Origin of the sequence: Zavarzinella sp. (assembly GCA_041399155.1) — a bacterium.
GTDB lineage: Bacteria > Planctomycetota > Planctomycetia > Gemmatales > Gemmataceae > JAWKTI01.
Window position 1 is genome coordinate 286,146 of record JAWKTI010000004.1, and the last position, 19,262, is coordinate 305,407.

Here is a 19,262-nt window from a genome sequence, read left to right on the forward strand (position 1 = left end):
ATGTCGAGGCGTGTTGTCGTCACCGGACTGGGTACGGTCAATCCCATTGCAGACAATGTTGCTGAGTACTGGCAGAATCTTCTCGCTGGGAAAAGCGGTATCGCACCGATTACGTTGTTCGACACCAGCGCCTTTAAGGTTCATTTCGGCGGTGAGGTAAAAAACTGGCAGCCGGAAAACCGGATTGACCAGAAACTGTCCAAACACCTCGACCGTTTCGCACAATTTGCCCTGGCTGCTGCCAAGGAAGCAATTGAAGCCAGCGGGATTGACTTCAAAACTGAAGACCCCTTCCGTTGCGGCTCAATTGTGGGCAGTGGGATTGGCGGTCTGGCTACCTGGGAAAACGCCCACGAAATTTATCGCACGCGTGGACCCAGTCGGCTCAGTCCGTTCACCATTCCGATGATGATTGCCAATTCCGGCACGGGCACCATTTCCATTGAATACAACCTGATGGGGCCAAACACTGCTGTTGCGACGGCGTGCTCCACAGCAGGCCATGCGATTGGTGACGCCTTTCACGCCATCAAGTGGGATCTTGCCGATGTCATGGTGGCAGGTGGTGCAGAAGCTGCGATTACCCCGATGGGCCTGGGTGGGTTTGTGGCGTGTCGGGCATTATCGAGTCGCAACGATGCACCCGAATTAGCTAGCAGACCGTTTGATCGGGATCGCGATGGTTTTGTTCTGGGTGAAGGCGCGGGCGTTTTGATTCTCGAAGAATACGAACGGGCCAAAAAACGCGGTGCAACGATTTATTGTGAAGTGGTGGGCTGTGGCAATACGGCTGATGCCAACCATATTACTGCCCCCCACCCCGAAGGCATTGGGGCAGCGATGGCGATGAAAATTGCCATCAAACAGGCGGGCTGGAACCTGGATCAGTTGGATTACATTAACGCCCACGGAACCAGCACCGGATTGGGTGATAAAGCGGAAACCATGGCGGTCAAGCAGGTTTTTGGTGACCATGCAAAACGCATTTCGATGAGTAGCACCAAAAGCATGATTGGTCACCTTCTAGGTGCCAGCGGGGGCGTTGAGGCGATTGCCTGTGCCCTGACGATTAAAAACAGCATCATGCACCCCACCATCAACCTGATGAATGCCGATCCGGATTGCGATCTGGATTATGTCCCCAATAAACCCAGGGAAAAACAGGTCAAGCGGGTGCTGTCCAACAGCTTTGGCTTCGGTGGCCACAACTGCTCCGTGGCCTTCGCATCCGTCGAGTAGCATACTTCAGGGTGATTTCCTTTACGAACCGGAAACGTCAGCGACGGTTGATCAAAGAAAGCTCTACCTTTCACCATTACACGTTATCGTCATTCCTGCGAAGGCGGGAATGACGATTAGGTTTGAAGCCGCAGCTTACGCCATCGGCTCACAAAACATAAATTAAGCGCGGTTAAAATTTAAACCTTCTTGAAGACATGGACAGGTTCAAATTCCAATGCGGATGGGTCATCCTCGCTCCCATGTTAGTCAGTCTGTTACATTACCAACCCGTTTTCTTCGCCCGCCTTCGCGGGAATGACGGTTTTTGGCACAATCTTCTGAAGGGAGTCGCGGTTGTTTTACCCTTTAGCGACCGCAACGGAATTTCTTAAGACGGTTGCTCGCAATGCTACAAAGTCGAAAGAGAAAAAAAACATGACGAACAGGAAGTCCCCGATGGTGGGAACGACGATAGTTGGGAAGAAGTTCCCTTGTTGGCACTGCGGGCGATGAAAAAAGACAGGCAACTAGGAAATATGCCGAAATAAATACGAACCGTTTGCCCGCCTATCCTGCGAAGCGTTGTTGTTCTTCCCAGCGGTTCAGTTTGTTGTAAAGCGTTTTCAAGCTGATCCCTAACTCCTTGGCAGTCAACGGTTTATTGCCGTTATTCTTGTCCAGGGTTTTCAGGATGTGCTCCATTTCCACATCGTGCAGGGTTTTCCCACCCGCCATCCCAGGCATGGGCAGGATATCCTCATCCGTCAAGTCGTGTGCGGGTGAGGGAACGGCTTTCAAGGTACCACCAGCACGCACCTGATTGGGCAGGTGGGCGGGGATAATTGGGCTGCCACCGGAAACAATGTAGGCATATTCCATGGCGTTGGCCAATTCCCGCACGTTTCCTGGCCAACTGTACTGGAACATCACGTCCAGTGCCTCTGGTGACAGCAGATCGGTGTAGGAATCAACGTGCCGCTTGGCATTCCGTGCTAATAACTGGCGTGCCAGTGCAGGAAGGTCGGCCAGACGCTCTCGCAGTGGGGGCAGCATAATCTCGAAGGTATTCAGTCGATAGAGCAGATCTTCGCGGAATTCCCCCTTGCGAATCATCCCACGCAGGTCACGGTTGGTGGCACAGATAACCCGTACATTCACACGCAGGGGTTCCGTATCGCCCACACGGTACAATTCGCCCGATTCCAGCAATCGTAGCAACTTGACCTGGATGTTTTTATCCAGTTCACCTAGCTCATCGAGGAAAATCGTCCCACCGTTGGCCACTTCGAAGAAGCCTTTGTGGTCGCGATCGGCACCGGTGAATGAACCTTTCCGGTGGCCAAACAGTTGGCTTTCCACCAAGGTGGGGGAAAGCGAACCGCAGTTCACCGGCACAAACGGCATTTCTGCCCGTTTGCTCATCTGCAGAATGGTGCGGGCCAGCACATCTTTGCCCGTACCTGTTTCGCCCTGAATCAGCACGGGAGAATCGGTGGGAGCAATCGTGGCAATCAGACGCTTTACCGCTTGCATGGGCGGTGAATCGCCAATCATGCGAATGGTGCCTTCCGCCTGTTGCATTGCGGTCTGCAGAGCCAGATTTTTATGTTTCAGTTTCCGCTGTTCGGAAATCTTCATTAATAAGGCTTTAATCGCCACCATCTCGCATGGTTTTTCAATATAGTCGAACGCACCCAGGCGCATGGCTTCTAATGCGGTTTCGCGGGTGGCAAAACCAGTCATCATCACCACTTCTGTGTGCGGCGAAACGCTTTTCAGGTGTGTCAGCACTTCGATTCCGGTCATGTCGGGCATCTTGAGGTCCAAGATGGCCGCATCGAAGGTGGCTTTCTGCATCACTTCAATGGCAGTGGTGCCGTTGGGGCACACTGTTACCTGGTGACCGGCAAACTCGAGATTATCTTTGAGAATATCCCGCAGGTTCGCTTCATCATCCACGACCAGGATGCGTAGGGTATCAGGCTGCGTGGCCAATTCCTTCCTCCGTTTTCGTATGCGATTGCGCTCCATTGCCGAAAGGCAAAACATTCATCCAGTCGCCAGCATCCTGCCGGTTACTGGGTTGAAGCGGAATCCGAACCGTGAATGTACTACCGTTTCCGGGACCGGCACTGGTGGCGTTGATTTCCCCACCGTGCTGATCCACAATATGGTGACTGATAAACAGGCCAAGGCCAGTGCCTTTTCCTGTGCGATTGCGGGTGAAAAAGGGCTCAAAAATATTCTGCAGGGTCTCAGAATTCATCCCCACGCCTGTATCGGTGAATTGCATTTCCACCGTGGGGCCAACCACTCGCAGAGTGATGGTTAATACGCCACCTTCATCCATGTTTTCCAGTGCGTTGACTACCAGGTTCAACACCACCGATTTCAGGTCTTCCGCACAGACCAGTGCAGTAACGCGGGTGTAAGGCTGGAAGATAATCCGCTTACCACGGCACTGTTGCAGATGCTGGGCAATTTCCAGCACCGTCTGCACAAGTTCGGTCATTTCGGAAGGATCGCGGCGGCGTTCGCCCATGCGGCTAAATTCCAGCAGCTTGCTGGTAATTCCCTTGCAGCGGAACGCTTCCTGCTGAATCATTTTCAGGTATTTGGCAATGACTTCGGTTTCTTCCGGGTAGCGTTGCAGATAGTTTGCCAGGCGGGTCTGCAGTGCTTCCGCACAGAAAGCGATGCTGGCCAGTGGGTTATTAATTTCGTGGGAGACCCCGGCTGCCAGAAAACCCACGCTGACCATCCGTTCCGATTTCACCAACTGCCGACTGCGTTCGTCGACTTTATGTTCCAGATCGACATAAACCGCATGCAGGCGGGCGGTCATCTCATTGAATGCCACCGCAAGTTCTTCCAGTTCATCACCCGACTTCAACATAATCGGCTGGCTGAAATCGCCATTGGTAACGCGACGCACCCCAGCCATTAACTGGCGGATCGGGCGGAAGATCATGCTGGAATACCAACTGATCAGGCTGATCAGCAGCAGCACTGCTACTACGCTGGCGATGCCCACAGTAAGGGCAGACCGTTGATAGGTGGTGCGGGAGGCACGGATTGTTTCGTACATGCCTGTCGAAACTTCCGCACGCAGCTCATCGATCAGCCGTAATAACTGTTCGTGGTGCTGCCGGGCCTGTGGGTCCACTGCCAGTGGGGTGCTACGGTTGACTGGTTGCACTTCGGAAAAGCCATCGATGGCGGCTTCCAGTTGCTGCAACGCCTTATCCACAGCGGGCAACAGTTCGGGCTGAGCCATGTCGCTGGTGGCACCCTGGCGGTAGGTGGCCACATATTTATGAAAGAGTTCGCGGGTCTGCAGTAATCGCTCGTTGGCGTGCCGCAATTCCGCTGTGCGTGGATCGTCCTGAAACAGCTCCAGGGGACCTTCCGCAGGTGCGGGCTTGGCAACAGGTTGGGCCAGAATCCCTGCTGCGACCGGCTTTAACTCATCAAGTTTTAATAATTCGGTTAATTTGTCTTCGGTGGTTCGCATGTTGGCACGGTATGCCGACAGTCCGTACATACTCCCAGCGAGCAGCACTGCTAAGCTGGCTACAACCAGGCACAAACCGAGCAACATTCGGTTGCGGAGACGCCGTCGTGCCACTGGGAACCTCCTTGTAGAACCCTCGAACCATCTGCAACTTCTTCCTGAAGCCGCACCCCCAACGTCGAGAGTGGAAGATTACCAGAAATTTTTTCAAAAAAGTAGAGCAATTTTTACGATTTGAGGCACCAGATTTTGAATTTTCTGCAATTTGCTTTCGCCAGATCTCCCAGAATACCACACTCTGACCGATGTGAGAGAATTTTGACTTTTGGGCTAGGCTAAAAGATGACATAACTATTTTGTTATATAACTGCCAGGATTCGCTGTATTTCTGCCAGCACTTCTGATTCTGCCACCGTCACCTCGGTGCGTGCGTGCAAGTCCTTCACTTTCCACTGGTTCTGCTGCCGTTCGGTGGTGCCTGCCAACAGTCCCACACGGAAGCCTTTTTTCTCTGCATACTGGAACTGTTGACCCAGCTTTTTGCTGTCCGGAAACAGTTCCACACCAATCTTGTGCGACCGCAGCACGTGGGCAAAGCGGTGATAATCACCCAGCAGTGCCTCATCCAGTTGAAAAATCAGCACGGGCACCGGTGTGGCCACAGTGGGCAGCATGTTCAGGGCGTCCATTGCTGCCAACAGGCGATCCAGGCCCAATGAGGCCCCCACCCCTGGGATCACATTTTTGGTGTAGGAACCAGTCAGGTTGTCGTACCGCCCACCGGAACAGACGCTGCCAATTTCCCTTTTATCGTGCAGGAAGGTTTCGTATACCGTGCCTGTGTAGTAATCCAGCCCACGGCAGATGGAAAGATCGATTTTCAGCCGATGTTCGGGAATGCCCACCTCGCGGAACACTTGGTTCATCTGGTGCAGGTCGGCCACCCCCTGCAGTGCGGCAGGATTATCGGCAAAGCGAGCCCGCAATTGCTCCAGAATTTCCACATTACTACCCACTGTGGCTGCCAGATCGATCACCGCCTGAGCCTGGTCGGTGCTGATCGGCGTTTCGCGACCCATTTCCTCAAGTGCTGCCGCCGCACCCACTTTGGGCAATTTGTCCAGCACCCGCAGCACGGCGGTGGTGTGTTCCACGATGCCCAACTGCGTCAGAAGGCCATTCAGAATCTTGCGGTTATTCACATGAAGCGAAAATCGGTCGAACCCCAGCGATTCCAGCAGATGATTCATCACCAGGGCAATTTCGATATCCGCGTAGTTTGTGGCGGTGCCAAGAATGTCGAAGTCGCACTGCATGAATTCGCGAAATCGGCCTGCCTGCGGGCTTTCCCCACGCCAGACGGGGGCAAGGTGGTACCGTTTGAAGGGCAGTGTCAGCTTGCTGGCGTGCTGGGCCACAAAGCGGGCCAGTGGCACCGTCAGATCAAATCGCAACGCAACATCCCGCCCACCTGCATCGGTAAAGCGGAACAGTTGCTTGTTGATCTCCGCACCCTCTTCCAGTTTGGCCAGCAGAATTTCGGTCAATTCCAGTGCGGGAGTGTCAATCGGTGCAAAGCCATAGGAGCGAAACACCCCACGGGCGATTTCCATGAATCGTTCCCGTGGGATCATCAGTTCCGGCGGATAATCGCGAAACCCTCTCAGTGTGCGGGGTTCGATGATTTTGGCCACTCGTCGTTATCCTTCATTAAGCATTAAAAGGCTATTTTACGGGAAACCAGGCGGGAAGGAAAATCTGGCCCACGGTAGAATGGTTTACTGATCAAATTCTTGATACTAAGTAAATGATCAAGTGAATAGTTGATATGCAAACTATCCGCCGATCGAAGAATAGTTGCCCACGTAGGTGGTAGCATTGGATATGGATGAAATGGGATCCACCTCAGTGATTACAAGACTTACTGGCCAGCAGGTGGCTCCCACAATTCGACCTTATTTCCCTCAGGATCGATCACCCAACCGAACTTGCCATATTCAGATTCGTCCAGTTTATCGAGTACGTTACAGCCTTCCTCTCGCAGGGCTTCCAGTAGTGCCTTCAAGTCAGCAACCCGATAGTTGATCATGAATGGTGCTGTGCTGGGTGCAAAGTGATTGCTTTCCTGTGCCCCCACAGACCAGATGGTACTGCCTGATGTCGGTTTGCCTTCATCGTCAACCCAAAGAAATGCTGCGCCGCCCCATTCTTGAACATCGATTCCGAGATGTTGCTTGTACCAGGCATGCATCGCCTTGGGGTCTTTGGCTTTGAAGAAGATACCGCCGATGCCTGTAACTCGCTTCATGGTGAACTCCAATGTGACTGAATGATGTAGCAGGAAACTACCGACAAATAAATCCGCATTTGAGGAGGCAGCTAAAGCGGATCCGAAACGATTGCTGATCCAATCGATTACTTAAGCCACCTGTGACCATCAACGTAAATATATCAGCAAATGAAATAAAGAATACTTGATATGCAAACTATCCGCCGATTGAAGAATGACTGCCCACGCTACTGTGCCTGCTTCAGTGCGGTCACTTCAATCTCAATTTTCATTCGCGGGTCAGAGAGTCCTGCAGAAATCATCATCGCGGCGGGTCTGACCGAGCCGAGATACTTCTTTAGCACCGGCCAGCATTTGGGGAATTCACTGCCGTCAGCTAAAACGTAGGTTACCCGGACGACATCGTTCAGGCTTGATCCTGCCTGTTCAAGTGCGGCGGAAATGTTCCTGAAGCACTGGTCAGTCTGTGTTTCAATATCTTCCGCAATTGTCATCGTCGCGTAGTCGAACCCAGTCGTTCCCGAAACAAATACCCAATCGCCTTGAGCAACCGCTCTGCTGTAGCCGATTTCACCTTCAAATGTCGAACCAGAACTGATCAGAATGCGTTTCATGTTATCCTTATCGAATGTTGTTATTTGACCGAACCTATTTCTGTCTAATTCGGATGTGGTTCTGTCTCATCCAAAGGAAAGCCAACGTGGCTTCCTGCGCAACAATATCCTTAGTAAGCAGATGAGTCAATCCATCCGATTGCGTCCACGACACGTTCGAGTGAAGAACTCCTTCTGTCCTTCGCCATCTGCGCTTGCTCACGAAATTGGGCAGTAGCACGAGGTCAAGCCCTTACCTGCCGGTAGATCACGTTTTCGAGGGGGTCATCGCCGTAGGCATCGGAATTCGTGACATGGCCATCATACGGACCGATCTTGTTGACCCGCAGGCCATCCTTGAAGATGATTTGCAGCCCGTGCTCCTGCTCCCAATCACACCCGCATTCGACTGATACATAGATCCCGTGATCGCCGTATGCCCGCCGAGTGACCAGCGGGTCGTTGCCGAGGCGGACATATTGCCAGACATCGGCGGGGGATTGGAGTTCGGTGATCCCCAGGTCTTCGAAGTCTTCCGGCTCCAACCCCTCGCAACAATCCCGGTAATACTGGAACAGGTGTGGCTCGACCTCCTTGAGGACGGAGGGCGAAGCCGAGAGGAAATTGACGATGGCCGCGTGGAACTCCTCTCTCCTGGAGTCGCCCTCATACCCCTTGACAAGGAACTGACACATCCTCCCACCGATGACCGGTACCTGCACCGGATCGCTGACGAGCCAGCCGGAGTGCGTGTCCTTGGTAAATGAGCCAAGCCCCGGTATCTCCATCGTCTACCCTCTTTTACTGAACGGGGTCCGCGATTGAGCGTATAGTAAAGGTGACGGCCGCAGGCGGCCGAAGTGATCGCTTGGAGCAGGAATCGCTTCGTATCCACTTTCGCGACTCTGCTCAATCGCGGACCCGTTCGGTGCACGATGTTGGATGACAATTTTGAAGATCGAATAACTGGCGATTTCGCCCAGTGGATCACGTTTGTCACTTCGGACGATTCGTCGAGCACGGTGCGCATCGGATTGACCCACAATCCTGAAATCTCCACCACAGAGAAATTGATCGAATTTATTGCCGTTACCAAAATCGAATCGACATGGGACGACCAAGATGATGAATGCATGGAGTCAATCATCGGAGCCCACGAGGATATGGATGGAGAATGCATGCGATACACTTTCCACACGGAGCAAAGGGACTTGTTAATCTGGTCCGAACTACCAGCTAGTATTCGTGATGCCAAAACGGATAGCGAGGCGATCGAGTCTAGCTATAGCAAGCACCGAACAAACGGATGAACGCGAGCCGGATTAAGCCGGCTGGCTCGCTTCGCTCGGCAACGTCAACTCTCGACCGCGTTATCCTGACCGTTAAGCCGGCCTGCGGCCGGCTTAACGGGTCCGCGATTGAGCATATAGTTAAGGTGACGGCCGCAGGCAGCCGAATTGAGCGATTGGAGCAGGAATCGCTTCGTATCCACTTTCGCGACTCTGCTCAATTGCGGACCCCGTTGGGCCACAAAGTCTTATGCGTTACGACCTCTACCTTGGTTCCCTGAAAGTAGGCAGCGTCACCGAGAAGGATAATGACTTCCGAAACTTTTGGGGTCGGATCATCATCTCTTCCATTCAGTGGCTCACATACAGAAAAAATCTGCAACATTGAGAGTTGATTCATGATTGAGTTTTTCGCTGGTTTGCTGATTTGCTTCGGAATCGTTCTGCTATTAGTGCTGATTGTGGCTATCCTGTTTCTAGCCACGTTGCAAAGTACGTTAGGATCCGTTCAACCAGCGAATCGAGCTTTGGCACCAGCACTGGTGTGGTTATTGCTGCTGCCAGTCATCAATATTTTCTGGTTATTTGTCGTCGTACTGAAAATGGCAGAATCACTCCAGAATGAGTACCGCGATCGCGGCTGGAATACACAGGGGGAATCGTTTGGCAAAACGACTGGCTTGTCAACTGCCGTATTGATCATGGTTTCGATCATAATTCATGGACTTTCCAGTTTACTTCAAATGAACAACCTGGAAGATTTTGCCCCAGCAGCCGCTTTCGGTCTGATGGGCAATCTACTGATCCTGGTTATTTTAGTCGGTTTCATTATTTACTGGGTTCAGATTGGCGGATATGGTGGCAAACTACGGCGTTCATTTGACGAACGTCATCGGCCCAAGCGCGGCTACGATTTCGACGAATACGAACGTAAACGCCGTCGCAGGGAGCGTGGGGGCAGGAGAAATGACGATCAAGATCATGAAGATGATGACAATGAAGGCGGGGGTCCGCGGACGCCTCGCACCAGCTATTAAGTTTCGGCACACACAGTTGGTGTTCTATGCATCTTTCGCATTATTGCTTAAATCTCAATTGAACAGGAAGATAGGAAATGCCTGAGTACCTGATTGTAGGCGCTTTGATATGCGGTGTGATCGTCTTTCTGGTGATATTGATCGCAATCATGCTGTTCCCAATCACCCTGTATCGAACACTTTCCGCTGTTCATCCAGACAATCGAACGATGGCCCCGGGAATGGTATTTCTAGTATTGATCCCGATGTTTCATCTTATCTGGTTTTTCTTCATAGTACTGAAAATGAGCAGTTCACTGCAACAAGAATTCATTGCACGTGACTGGAATACCCGTACTTTACTGTTTAATAAGATAACGGGAATCATCCTGGCCATCATTAGTGTGACAGGATTGGTCTTACTTCCAACAGCGATTTATTTACTAATGCAACTCTCGATTGATATGGAAAAACCAGCCAAAATCATTTGAACATTGTTGCTTTTTTATTTCTCGTCTTTTACATCGTATACTGGGTACATATTGGCAGGTATGGTGGCAAACTGCGGCGTTCATTTGACGAACGTCATCGGCCCAAAGCCAGCGCTACGATTTCGACGAATACGAACGTAAACGCCGTCGCAGGCAACGCAAGGATGAAGATGAAGTAGATGAAGATTGAGAAGGTAGTAAACCACCTGGATAAACGAGAAAAGCAGAACATCGACTTCGCAAACAACAGGCGAAACGAATGCGACAAATCAGGCCGGCTTCTTTTCTCGCAGTTTCCGCATGACTAGTGTGCGGCCACTGTTCTTGAATACCACCTGGTTCATGTAATATCTCATCAGCAACAGGCCCCGCCCGCAGGGTCGTTCCAGATTCTCCGGTGCGGTGGGATCAGGAACATCTTCCGGATCAAAGCCGCTCCCTTCATCGCTGATTTCGATTTCAAACCATTCGTGGTTAAATTCGTACCGAACAGTCACCGTTTTATCGGGATCCAGTTGGTTGCCGTGTTTGATTGCGTTTACCAGTGCCTCTTCTACTGCCATTTTAATGGCGAAGTGGTGCTCTTCCGGAAAAACCACTTCCTGTAACGCTGTGCTGATTTCGTCTTGAATTTTCCGCACAACGGAAAGATCACTAGGAAGAACGGCTTCACGACCAGTAGTTGCCATAACATTTTACCACTAGGTTAGAATCGCCTTCAGAAAGGATAGACGTGCGTGATGCACCCGTAATGACATTATAGCACCCAACTGCTAGAAGGAGTCGAGGCCCTGTTGTTCCGATTTGGTAATCGTGAAAATTTTGTCCAGATTTGTCAAAGAAAAGACTTCCATGATGTCGCTGGCAATTTCACAAAGAACCAATTTGCCACGCACTGCGTCTACTTTGCGTTTCATGGCCATTAACTTGCCGAGTGCGGCACTGGAAAGAAATTCCACGTTGCTGAAGTTCAACAGAATCTTGCGGCGGCCCAGTTCGTCCACCAGACGGAACAGATCGTCGCCAATTTTCTGGATGTTCTGCTCATCCAGAATCTTTTTGTCCACAAAGTTGACAATCGAAATATCGCCATTGTCTTCCACTTCTAATCGACGGCTCATTGATTCGCTCCCGTTGGGGTGGGCCTGTAGGTATCTTTCACGTTTTGTTAATTTTCAAGGGAACATCGTTATCTGTCAAGCAGTTACGAACGAAATCCAAAAAATCTGGAAAAAGTTCTCATTCCGACACGTCGCACCACTTCAGTGCGGCAGTCAGCCCACTCAGGGCATCGCGGGTGGGGATAAATTCCTGCCCCACAAACCCAGTGTAACCGTTTTTCAGCAATTGTCGCATGACGGCGGGATAAAAAATCTCCTGATTCTCATCCAGTTCGCCACGACCCGGGTTTCCTGCGGTGTGGATGTGGCCAATCCACTCCTTATTCTGTGCCAGTCGACGAATCACGTCGCCATGCATTACCTGTACGTGGTAGATATCGAACAGCAATTTTACCCGCGGGGAACCCACCGCCTTCAGAATATCGACACAATAGTCCAGATCGTCGCCCTGATACCCAGGGTGGCCTTTCATTGGGTGGCTGTCGTCGCGAGTATTCAGGTGTTCAAGACAAACAGTTACCTTCTTCTTTTCTGCGTAACCTGCGATTTCATTCAAACCGGCCACGCAGTTTTTGGCACCTTCATCCCGGCTGATGGTGCCACTTTTGGGATCTTCGGGGTCGATCCACTCCATTCCTGTAAACGCAATGACGCTGGGAGATCCAAATTCGGCTGCCGCATCAATCACTTTCTTGGTGCGGGTGGTTAATTCTTCGCGGTGTTTCAAATTATTAAAGCCACGGCGAAAGCCACCTGGCATTGTGTTGGAAGTCATCGCACAGGTCAGGCCGTGCTTTTTCAACGTGGGAAAGGCATCCGGGCTCAGCAGTTCCACCGAAGGACAGCCCAGTTTCACCGTAATCTGGCATAATTGGTCCAGCGACCACTTGCTGCCATTACCAGTGAAACACCACGAGCAGACCGATTGCTTGATTTTGCCATGTACGATCGCTTTTGTGGGCAAATCCTGCCCCACCAGAGTGCTGGCAGCACCCAGTGCCGCACCGGTTACGATAAAATCACGTCGAGAGAGAGGATTCATGAATTTATACCCATATTATGATTTAGCAATATTTTAATAATTAAATATTGCGATATGGCGAATTATTAATAATTATAGATCAGTTATATAACTGTCTGGTTACCCAAAGTGGTCTTTCACTCCTTCATAAGCTTTCGCCAGTGCTGGCACTGCGGTATCGGCAACAATCTCGTCAATTACCTGTGCTGCGGTGCGTTTCCGCAGGCGACTTTCCGGTTTTAAGATGATGCGGTGCCCCAAAATGGGGATCGACATCCGTTTGACGTCATCTGGCAGTGCAAAATCCCGACCCGTCATCGCTGCCAGTGCCTGTGCGGTGCGAAACAGGGCAATCGACGCACGTGGGCTGGCACCCAGCAGAACATCTTCGTGTTCCCGCGTGGCGTGGACAATTTCCAGAATGTAGTCGCGGATTTTGTCGTCGATGAAGATTTCCCGAATCGCCTGTTGTGCGGCAATAATCTCTTCTGCTTTGGCCACCGGCTGAATTTCGTCGATGGGGTGACCTAACTGCAGGCGGGAGAGCATTTTGGCTTCTTCTTCCATCGTGGGATAGCCCAGGCTCAGACGCACCAGAAACCGGTCGAGCTGGGCTTCTGGCAATGGAAAAGTACCTTCCTGATCCACCGGGTTCTGGGTGGCAATCACCAGAAAAGGCGGCTTGAGGTTGTAGGTTTTGCCGTCTGCGGTCACGCGACGTTCTGCCATCGCTTCCAGCAAGGCGGCCTGCGTTCGTGGGGTCGCACGGTTGATTTCGTCTGCCAGCAGAGTCTGGGCAAAAACAGGCCCCGGTCGAAACTCAAATTCGGTGGATTTCTGGTTGAAAATGGAAACACCTGTCACATCGGTGGGTAACAGGTCGGGGGTGCACTGCAGACGCTTGAAGGAAGTCCCCACACTGATGGCGAGGGCTCTGGCAAACATCGTTTTGGCCACCCCAGGGACATCTTCCAGTAACACATGGCCTTCGCACAGATAAGCAGCCAGGGCAAGCGTAATCACCGGTCGCTTGCCGATAATCACTTTGCTGATGTTGGTCACTAATTTCGCAGCAAGACTCGAAACTTCAGACATGCGACGCCCACGTCACGGTAGCACCTTAATCAACAGGGTAGGCAATTTCTGCCAGAATACAACTGCACCAACTACCTGGCGATGCACCTCAAATTCAAATGTGAGTAAACTTGTTTCATTCTGTTTGGCCTCTTTTCGACCTCAAATAAGCAAAATTGGAATTAGTACTTGACAGATTATTATTTTACATGTAATATATTTTCATGTGATCAATTGAGGCATCAGTAATGTCAACTGGAAAGCTGAAGGACGAATTGAAAAAGAAAAACGAGTTTGATTCGCCGTGCCAGGAAGCAATTCTGAACATTCTGCGAACCAGCGATGTATTTCACAACGCCATTGGTCGCCTTTTGCGGGAATACGGGCTGACCCAGTCGCAATACAACGTGCTGCGGATTTTGCGTGGGGAAGGCACGCCGATGCCGTGCCAGGAAATATCGAACCGGATGATCCAGGTGGTGCCCGCAATGACTGGCCTGCTCGATCGTCTCGAGGCCCAGGATTATATTGTGCGGGAGCGATCCGCTGAAGATCGACGGTCGGTGTTTATTTCGTTGACCGAACGTGCCACAGAAGTGCTCTCGATGATCGATCAGCCAATTGAACAGATGCACGAAGCGTTGATTGGTCATCTCAACGAAGAAGAACTGAAAGAATTGTCGCGGTTGCTGGAAAAAGCCCGCACAGCAGGCTAAAAATTTTTTGGCCTGATAGTTGATATGTGATTTTTTGACATGTGAATCTATTTTATGTGAGGAAATTGTGATGTTTTCAGGAAAAGTGGTGTTAATTACCGGTGGTACTTCAGGAATTGGCAAAGTAACAGCACTGCAATTTGCCCACCACGGTGCGAAGGTAGTGGTTGCTGGTCGTCGGGAAAAAGAAGGACAGGACGTAGTTGCGGAAATCACCAAAGCAGGTGGAGAGGCCATTTTTGTCCGCACTGATGTGGCAAATGAAGAAGATGTGAAAAATCTAGTGGATACCACCGTTACCCACTTTGGGCGGCTGGATATTGCATTCAACAATGCCGGTGTTGAGTATGCGTCCCCCACCACGGAGTTTCGGGTCGAGGATTACCAGCGTGTATTTGACATCAATGTAAAAGGGGTTTTTCTCAGCCTGAAGTACGAAATTCCTGCCATGCTGAAAACAGGTGGTTCCATTATCAACACCAGCAGCATTGCTGGGCATATCGGAATGGCAGGCGCGGGAATCTACATCGCCAGCAAGCATGCGGTGGAAGGGATTACAAAAACGGCCGCACTGGAATTTGCTCAACAAAACATTCGGATTAATGCAGTAGCCCCAGGTGCCATCGTGACCGATATGATCGAAAGGTTTGCAGGTCCCGCAGGATCGGAAGGCAACAAGATGCTGGCTGCACTGCACCCAGTTGGTCGAATGGGTAAATCGGAAGAAGTGGCAGCGGCAGTGCTGTTTCTGGCGAGCGATGCCGCATCGTTCACCACCGGGATTTCTTTACCAGTTGATGGAGGATTTTTAGCTCGTTAACCAAAAAAACGGAGATTTTCAATGATAACGATTCGACCTGCAAAAGAACGTGGCCATGCCAACCATGGCTGGCTGGATACCTGGCATACTTTTTCTTTTGCTTCCTACCGCGACTTCAACCATATGGGTTTTCGGTCGTTGCGGGTAATGAACGAAGATTGGGTGGCACCGGGGCAGGGATTTGGCACCCACCCCCACAACGACATGGAAATTGTAACCTACGTGCTGGAAGGTGCGTTGGAACACAAAGATTCCATGGGGAATGGCGAAGTGCTGCGGCCTGGGGAATTTCAACGGATGACTGCCGGTACTGGGATTACCCACAGCGAGTTCAATCCGTCTGAAAAAGAAGCAGTGCATCTGTACCAGATCTGGCTGTTTCCAGAAGCGAAGGGCCTGACACCCAGTTACGAGCAGAAAAAGTTCCCCGATGAAGGGATGCAAAACCAATTGCGACTGGTGGCTTCCCGCACTGCGGAAGATTGCTCACTGCTGATCCATCAGGATGCGCGGATCTATCTGAGCAAACTGGATGATGGTGCCCACGTGGAACTCCCACTGGCAGAAGGTCGACATGCGTGGCTGCAGGTGTTGCGTGGTGCGGTGGATGTAAATGGTACGAAATTGGCCACCAGCGATGGTGCGGCGATCAGTGAAGAGAACCACCTGCACATTGTTGCAAACGGTGCGGCGGAAATCATGCTGTTTGATCTGGCATAAACGGAGGAGAAATGAATCTGTTTCAAGGTCTATTTGCATTACTGGGTCGAATCCTGCTGGCGGGGATATTCCTGATGAGTGCGCTGGGGAACAAAATCCCCAAGTTCAATGAAGTGGCGGGGTACATGGCCAGTGCGGGCGTCCCACAGCCGAAACTGGCGTTGGTCGGTGCGATTGTCTTCCTTCTGCTGGGCAGCCTGAGTTTGATACTTGGTTACTACGCCCGCTTTGGCAGCGTGCTGCTGATTATTTTCCTGATCCTCGCCACCGCATATTTTCATGCGTTCTGGAAGTTAACTGGTAGCGAAGCGGAATTGCAAATGCTGCAATTCATGAAAAACTCTTCCATTCTGGGTGGGTTGGTGTTTGTACTGGGGATGGGTTCCGGCCCCTGGAGCCTGGATCGTATTCAGTGGCGGAAAAAGTAAGTTCAGGTTAATGAACGGCGTCCGTGTTTCACCATATACTAGATGTGTATTTGGCAAGGTGGTCTAAGTAAGCGATTGGAGCAGGAATCGCTTCGTATCCAATTTCGCGACTCTGCTCAATCGCGGATATGTTAGGCGTGCAAGAAGTGGCTCAAGAAAAAAACACCATCATCTTGCAGTTCAAGACAGATGGCGCATTAGGTGATTGGGATCGGCTAATCGCTCTTGAAGATACACTCATCCAAGCTTTTTCGCAGAATGATCTCGCTATGGTCGATGGACACGATTTCGGTAACGGAACCGCAAACATCTTCATATTTCCCCGTGGCTCTTGGAAATCGGCTTTGACCATCATCATGGCCTACCTGAAGCATCACAATGCACTCGACAAAGTGCTGATCATCATTCGTTGCAAGAGCGGGACCTATGAAGTTGTGTGGCCAGAAGGATTTGATGGTGAATTCGAGAAACTGTAATACACTTGCGATCATCGAAGCTGAAACTAACATCAGGCTATGCATTTAGAATTGGGATATCAAAAAAAGCGGGCAGGATGCCCGCGGTTCCAGGAAAAGGCAGTTTTCTGTCCCCGTTTAGTCTTTCTGTTTCCACTTGATTCGTGGGCGATTGGAAACCTGGAGATTGTCGAAACAGGTGGGCGTGAGAGTTCAATCAATGTGGGCAGAATCGCGTTTGCTTGGAGAATTGTCAACGTAACTGATGGGCAATCGCAAACCTTACTTCACCTTTTTGAATTCGGTGGTTTTGCCTTTGCTGTCTTCCGTCACCATTTTGCTGTCGGTTAATTCTTTGATGGTGTCGGTTTCTTTTTCCTGTTCGCCGCCTGGGCCGGTCAGAATCACGGTCAGTTTGTCGCCTTTCACTTCAAACTTGCCATCGATTTTGATTTCCATGTCGCCAATTTTCACTTTGATCAGCATGGTGCCGTCTTTCTTCATTTCGGCGGTGGCACCCATGGGGGCACCTTCGGGGCCTTTTACCAGTTCCCACGTGCCATACAGCTTATTGACATCGATTTTAGTTTCTTTCTTGTCCTGTGCGAACAACGGTGCTGCTACGAATGCCAAAACTACCAGACTGCTGAAAATTTTCATGCTATTTTCCTGTTTTTAAGAATTTCTGGGAATACTTCCCACAGTGGGATGATTTACGCTTCTTGAATCCGCTTGTCCAGCACCTGCTGGCAAACTGCCACAATTGTGGGCAGTTCTGCCATGGCACCAGTGCCCGTATCGCCACATGCCAGTTCTTTTTCAATCGGTGGGATAATCTGCAACATTTCCTCCCGCCCAGCTTCCAATGTGGCATCGGCCTGCAATTGCTGTAACTGCCTGTGAGTTAAGGGCTTATCCCACATCAGAGTGTTCATCGCTGGTGCCAGAATCGCTGGTTTCTGGAAATCCCAGGCCCGCCACACGGAAGTCAGGCAATTATCGCAGATTCCGTGGGAAAACTTTGCCAGCGTATTCGCATCCAGCGGTGCCACCAGAAACAGTTCTGCCCAGCGTCGCAGTTCAATATGCAGCACATCCTGCCCTCGGTGGTAACGCTGGCCAGTGTCCTGGCCGGGCCATTCATCTTCATCCGTAATCAACCGCACGGTGCGATGGGTATTCAAGCTGGCAGGGTCGAAAAAATACAGCGCTGAGTGGGTGGTGACCACCTGCACTTCGTGACCGGCTTCCAGCAATAACTGCACCAACTCGGGCGTTTTAATTGCTGCCACGGACCCGGTTACACCCAACAGAACTGTTGCCATTTACTCACCAGTTGAAACAAGATTTTATTGTAACGATCCTGTAACTTCTGAATCATGTGATCTTTAGGCAAGTTAGAAATGTCTGCTCGCGGTCCTTTATGAATTTTCTTTCATAAATTTTGCCGCTTCGACTGCGAAATAGGTCAGTATGCCATCCGCACCAGCACGTTTGAAGCCCAGCAGGCTTTCCATCACCACGCGGGTGCGGTCCAGCCAGCCACGTTCTACCGCAGCCAGCATCATGGCATACTCCCCACTGACCTGGTAGGCGAACGTGGGCACGCCAAAAGTATCTTTCACCCGCCGGACAATATCCAGATAGGGCATGCCGGGCTTCACCATCACTATGTCGGCACCTTCGGCGATATCCAATGCCACTTCCCGAATCGCTTCATCAGAATTGGCGGGATTCATCTGATAGGTCTTTTTGTCGCCCCCACCCAGATTTTTCGCGGAGCCCACCGCATCCCGAAATGGGCCGTAAAACGCCGATGCATATTTTGCAGAATAAGCCAGAATCAACGTGTCAATGAATCCTTGATGATCCAGTGCGGTGCGAATTGCCCCCACGCGACCATCCATCATGTCGGAAGGAGCAATCACATCGCACCCCGCCTGTGCCTGAACGACTGCCTGCTGGCACAGCACCGCAACCGTTTCATCGTTCACCACATAGTCGTTGCGAAGCAGTCCGTCATGGCCGTGGTTGGTATAGGGGTCGAGTGCCACATCACACACCACGCCCAGGTGGGGGACTGCTTTTTTCACCGCACGCACCGCGCGGCAAACCAGATTCTCCGGATTGATCGCTTCTTCTGCTTCGGCAGTTTTCTTTGCTGGTGGGGTGGCTGGAAACAGAGCCATCGACGGAATGCCCAGATTTGCAGCCTGTTCTGCCGCACGCTGCAACAGATCGATCGACAACCGTTCCACCCCAGGCATACTGGGGATGGGAATCGCCCCTTCACCTTCATGCACAAACACCGGCCAGATGAAATCGGCTGGTGACAACGTGTTTTCGGCAACCATTTCCCGAATCCACGGGTAACGACGCAGTCGACGGGGACGATGGTGAACTGGCTGGCTGGGCTGAAAAGTTGGAAATAACGGTTGCATGTGCCCCACCCTGAGAAAGTTGCCCTGATTCTGGTATTCACTGATAATCTAT

General features: G+C 51.2%; 22 protein-coding genes. 9 read left to right on the forward strand and 13 right to left on the reverse strand.

The window, feature by feature from the left end; all coding sequences use genetic code 11:
• Entirely contained in the window at window positions 1-1,239 is a 1,239-nt protein-coding gene (fabF, locus tag R3B84_18900) for a beta-ketoacyl-ACP synthase II (GenBank protein ID MEZ6142634.1), read from the forward strand.
• A gap of 549 nt (window positions 1,240-1,788) precedes the next feature.
• Here fabF and R3B84_18905 read toward each other — a convergent pair.
• From R3B84_18905 to R3B84_18930, 6 genes are all read right to left on the reverse strand, one after another.
• Complete coding sequence (locus R3B84_18905) at window positions 1,789-3,216, reverse strand: sigma-54 dependent transcriptional regulator (protein ID MEZ6142635.1); 1,428 nt, start codon at window positions 3,214-3,216, stop codon at window positions 1,789-1,791.
• Complete coding sequence (locus R3B84_18910; protein MEZ6142636.1) at window positions 3,200-4,849, reverse strand: HAMP domain-containing sensor histidine kinase; 1,650 nt, start codon at window positions 4,847-4,849, stop codon at window positions 3,200-3,202. Before R3B84_18910 ends, R3B84_18905 begins: the two co-directional genes overlap by 17 nt.
• A 245-nt stretch (window positions 4,850-5,094) precedes the next feature.
• Window positions 5,095-6,429 (reverse strand): histidine--tRNA ligase, encoded by a 1,335-nt coding sequence (gene hisS, locus R3B84_18915; protein MEZ6142637.1) that lies wholly within the window; start codon window positions 6,427-6,429, stop codon window positions 5,095-5,097.
• Between the two features lie 227 nt (window positions 6,430-6,656).
• The gene (locus tag R3B84_18920; GenBank protein ID MEZ6142638.1) at window positions 6,657-7,043 is read right to left on the reverse strand and encodes a VOC family protein; all 387 of its coding nucleotides are present in this window, start codon (window positions 7,041-7,043) and stop codon (window positions 6,657-6,659) included.
• Window positions 7,044-7,252: 209 nt separating this feature from the next.
• Entirely contained in the window at window positions 7,253-7,639 is a 387-nt protein-coding gene (locus R3B84_18925) for a RidA family protein (protein ID MEZ6142639.1), read from the reverse strand.
• 224 nt (window positions 7,640-7,863) lie between these two features.
• Window positions 7,864-8,406 carry a hypothetical protein gene (locus R3B84_18930; protein ID MEZ6142640.1) on the reverse strand — a complete coding sequence of 181 codons (543 nt, stop codon included), beginning with the start codon at window positions 8,404-8,406 and terminating at the stop codon, window positions 7,864-7,866.
• A gap of 147 nt (window positions 8,407-8,553) precedes the next feature.
• Between R3B84_18930 and R3B84_18935 the strand changes: the two genes are divergently transcribed.
• From R3B84_18935 to R3B84_18945, 3 genes are all read left to right on the forward strand, one after another.
• Complete coding sequence (locus R3B84_18935) at window positions 8,554-8,928, forward strand: hypothetical protein (GenBank protein MEZ6142641.1); 375 nt, start codon at window positions 8,554-8,556, stop codon at window positions 8,926-8,928.
• 377 nt (window positions 8,929-9,305) lie between these two features.
• Entirely contained in the window at window positions 9,306-9,944 is a 639-nt protein-coding gene (locus R3B84_18940; GenBank protein MEZ6142642.1) for a hypothetical protein, read from the forward strand.
• 77 nt (window positions 9,945-10,021) lie between these two features.
• Complete coding sequence (locus R3B84_18945) at window positions 10,022-10,414, forward strand: hypothetical protein (protein ID MEZ6142643.1); 393 nt, start codon at window positions 10,022-10,024, stop codon at window positions 10,412-10,414.
• 269 nt (window positions 10,415-10,683) lie between these two features.
• On the opposite strand, the gene R3B84_18950 is transcribed toward R3B84_18945, so the two are convergent.
• The 4 genes from R3B84_18950 to R3B84_18965 form a co-directional block, all read right to left on the reverse strand.
• Window positions 10,684-11,103 (reverse strand): ATP-binding protein, encoded by a 420-nt coding sequence (locus R3B84_18950; protein ID MEZ6142644.1) that lies wholly within the window; start codon window positions 11,101-11,103, stop codon window positions 10,684-10,686.
• Between the two features lie 84 nt (window positions 11,104-11,187).
• Window positions 11,188-11,535 (reverse strand): STAS domain-containing protein, encoded by a 348-nt coding sequence (locus R3B84_18955; GenBank protein MEZ6142645.1) that lies wholly within the window; start codon window positions 11,533-11,535, stop codon window positions 11,188-11,190.
• A gap of 118 nt (window positions 11,536-11,653) precedes the next feature.
• Window positions 11,654-12,577, reverse strand: coding sequence for a TIM barrel protein (locus R3B84_18960; GenBank protein MEZ6142646.1), 924 nt, complete (start codon window positions 12,575-12,577; stop codon window positions 11,654-11,656).
• Window positions 12,578-12,676: 99 nt separating this feature from the next.
• Window positions 12,677-13,651, reverse strand: a complete 975-nt coding sequence (locus R3B84_18965) for a MoxR family ATPase (GenBank protein ID MEZ6142647.1) — start codon at window positions 13,649-13,651, stop codon at window positions 12,677-12,679.
• A gap of 227 nt (window positions 13,652-13,878) precedes the next feature.
• Between R3B84_18965 and R3B84_18970 the strand changes: the two genes are divergently transcribed.
• From R3B84_18970 to R3B84_18990, 5 genes are all read left to right on the forward strand, one after another.
• The gene (locus R3B84_18970) at window positions 13,879-14,346 is read left to right on the forward strand and encodes a MarR family transcriptional regulator (protein ID MEZ6142648.1); all 468 of its coding nucleotides are present in this window, start codon (window positions 13,879-13,881) and stop codon (window positions 14,344-14,346) included.
• Window positions 14,347-14,416: 70 nt separating this feature from the next.
• Entirely contained in the window at window positions 14,417-15,166 is a 750-nt protein-coding gene (locus R3B84_18975) for a glucose 1-dehydrogenase (protein ID MEZ6142649.1), read from the forward strand.
• A 21-nt stretch (window positions 15,167-15,187) separates the two neighbouring features.
• Window positions 15,188-15,886: a pirin family protein gene (locus R3B84_18980; protein ID MEZ6142650.1), complete on the forward strand. Its 699-nt coding sequence runs from the start codon at window positions 15,188-15,190 to the stop codon at window positions 15,884-15,886.
• An 11-nt stretch (window positions 15,887-15,897) separates the two neighbouring features.
• On the forward strand, window positions 15,898-16,314 hold the full coding sequence (locus R3B84_18985; GenBank protein ID MEZ6142651.1) for a DoxX family protein: 417 nt from the start codon (window positions 15,898-15,900) through the stop codon (window positions 16,312-16,314).
• Between the two features lie 137 nt (window positions 16,315-16,451).
• Complete coding sequence (locus tag R3B84_18990) at window positions 16,452-16,790, forward strand: hypothetical protein (GenBank protein ID MEZ6142652.1); 339 nt, start codon at window positions 16,452-16,454, stop codon at window positions 16,788-16,790.
• Between the two features lie 261 nt (window positions 16,791-17,051).
• On the opposite strand, the gene R3B84_18995 is transcribed toward R3B84_18990, so the two are convergent.
• The 3 genes from R3B84_18995 to hemB form a co-directional block, all read right to left on the reverse strand.
• A complete protein-coding gene (locus tag R3B84_18995; protein MEZ6142653.1) occupies window positions 17,052-17,429 on the reverse strand; it encodes a hypothetical protein in 378 nt (125 codons plus the stop codon).
• A 53-nt stretch (window positions 17,430-17,482) separates the two neighbouring features.
• Entirely contained in the window at window positions 17,483-18,094 is a 612-nt protein-coding gene (locus R3B84_19000) for a flavoprotein (protein ID MEZ6142654.1), read from the reverse strand.
• Window positions 18,095-18,190: 96 nt separating this feature from the next.
• On the reverse strand, window positions 18,191-19,210 hold the full coding sequence (gene hemB / locus R3B84_19005) for a porphobilinogen synthase (protein MEZ6142655.1): 1,020 nt from the start codon (window positions 19,208-19,210) through the stop codon (window positions 18,191-18,193).
• Between the last annotated feature and the right edge of the window lie 52 nt (window positions 19,211-19,262).

Excerpts from the sequence above, each read along its gene's own strand:
- R3B84_18930 (MEZ6142640.1), bottom strand. The coding sequence starts at position 8,406 with ATGGAGATACCGGGGCTTGGCTCATTTACCAAGGACACGCACTCCGGC.
- R3B84_18970 (MEZ6142648.1), top strand. The coding sequence starts at position 13,879 with ATGTCAACTGGAAAGCTGAAGGACGAATTGAAAAAGAAAAACGAGTTT.
- R3B84_18955 (MEZ6142645.1), bottom strand. The coding sequence starts at position 11,535 with ATGAGCCGTCGATTAGAAGTGGAAGACAATGGCGATATTTCGATTGTC.
- R3B84_18925 (MEZ6142639.1), bottom strand. The coding sequence starts at position 7,639 with ATGAAACGCATTCTGATCAGTTCTGGTTCGACATTTGAAGGTGAAATC.
- R3B84_18920 (MEZ6142638.1), bottom strand. The coding sequence starts at position 7,043 with ATGAAGCGAGTTACAGGCATCGGCGGTATCTTCTTCAAAGCCAAAGAC.
- R3B84_18950 (MEZ6142644.1), bottom strand. The coding sequence starts at position 11,103 with ATGGCAACTACTGGTCGTGAAGCCGTTCTTCCTAGTGATCTTTCCGTT.
- R3B84_18960 (MEZ6142646.1), bottom strand. The coding sequence starts at position 12,577 with ATGAATCCTCTCTCTCGACGTGATTTTATCGTAACCGGTGCGGCACTG.
- R3B84_18985 (MEZ6142651.1), top strand. The coding sequence starts at position 15,898 with ATGAATCTGTTTCAAGGTCTATTTGCATTACTGGGTCGAATCCTGCTG.
- R3B84_19000 (MEZ6142654.1), bottom strand. The coding sequence starts at position 18,094 with ATGGCAACAGTTCTGTTGGGTGTAACCGGGTCCGTGGCAGCAATTAAA.
- R3B84_18945 (MEZ6142643.1), top strand. The coding sequence starts at position 10,022 with ATGCCTGAGTACCTGATTGTAGGCGCTTTGATATGCGGTGTGATCGTC.
- fabF (MEZ6142634.1), top strand. The coding sequence starts at position 1 with ATGTCGAGGCGTGTTGTCGTCACCGGACTGGGTACGGTCAATCCCATT.
- R3B84_18975 (MEZ6142649.1), top strand. The coding sequence starts at position 14,417 with ATGTTTTCAGGAAAAGTGGTGTTAATTACCGGTGGTACTTCAGGAATT.
- R3B84_18995 (MEZ6142653.1), bottom strand. The coding sequence starts at position 17,429 with ATGAAAATTTTCAGCAGTCTGGTAGTTTTGGCATTCGTAGCAGCACCG.
- R3B84_18980 (MEZ6142650.1), top strand. The coding sequence starts at position 15,188 with ATGATAACGATTCGACCTGCAAAAGAACGTGGCCATGCCAACCATGGC.
- R3B84_18965 (MEZ6142647.1), bottom strand. The coding sequence starts at position 13,651 with ATGTCTGAAGTTTCGAGTCTTGCTGCGAAATTAGTGACCAACATCAGC.
- R3B84_18935 (MEZ6142641.1), top strand. The coding sequence starts at position 8,554 with ATGTTGGATGACAATTTTGAAGATCGAATAACTGGCGATTTCGCCCAG.
- hemB (MEZ6142655.1), bottom strand. The coding sequence starts at position 19,210 with ATGCAACCGTTATTTCCAACTTTTCAGCCCAGCCAGCCAGTTCACCAT.
- R3B84_18940 (MEZ6142642.1), top strand. The coding sequence starts at position 9,306 with ATGATTGAGTTTTTCGCTGGTTTGCTGATTTGCTTCGGAATCGTTCTG.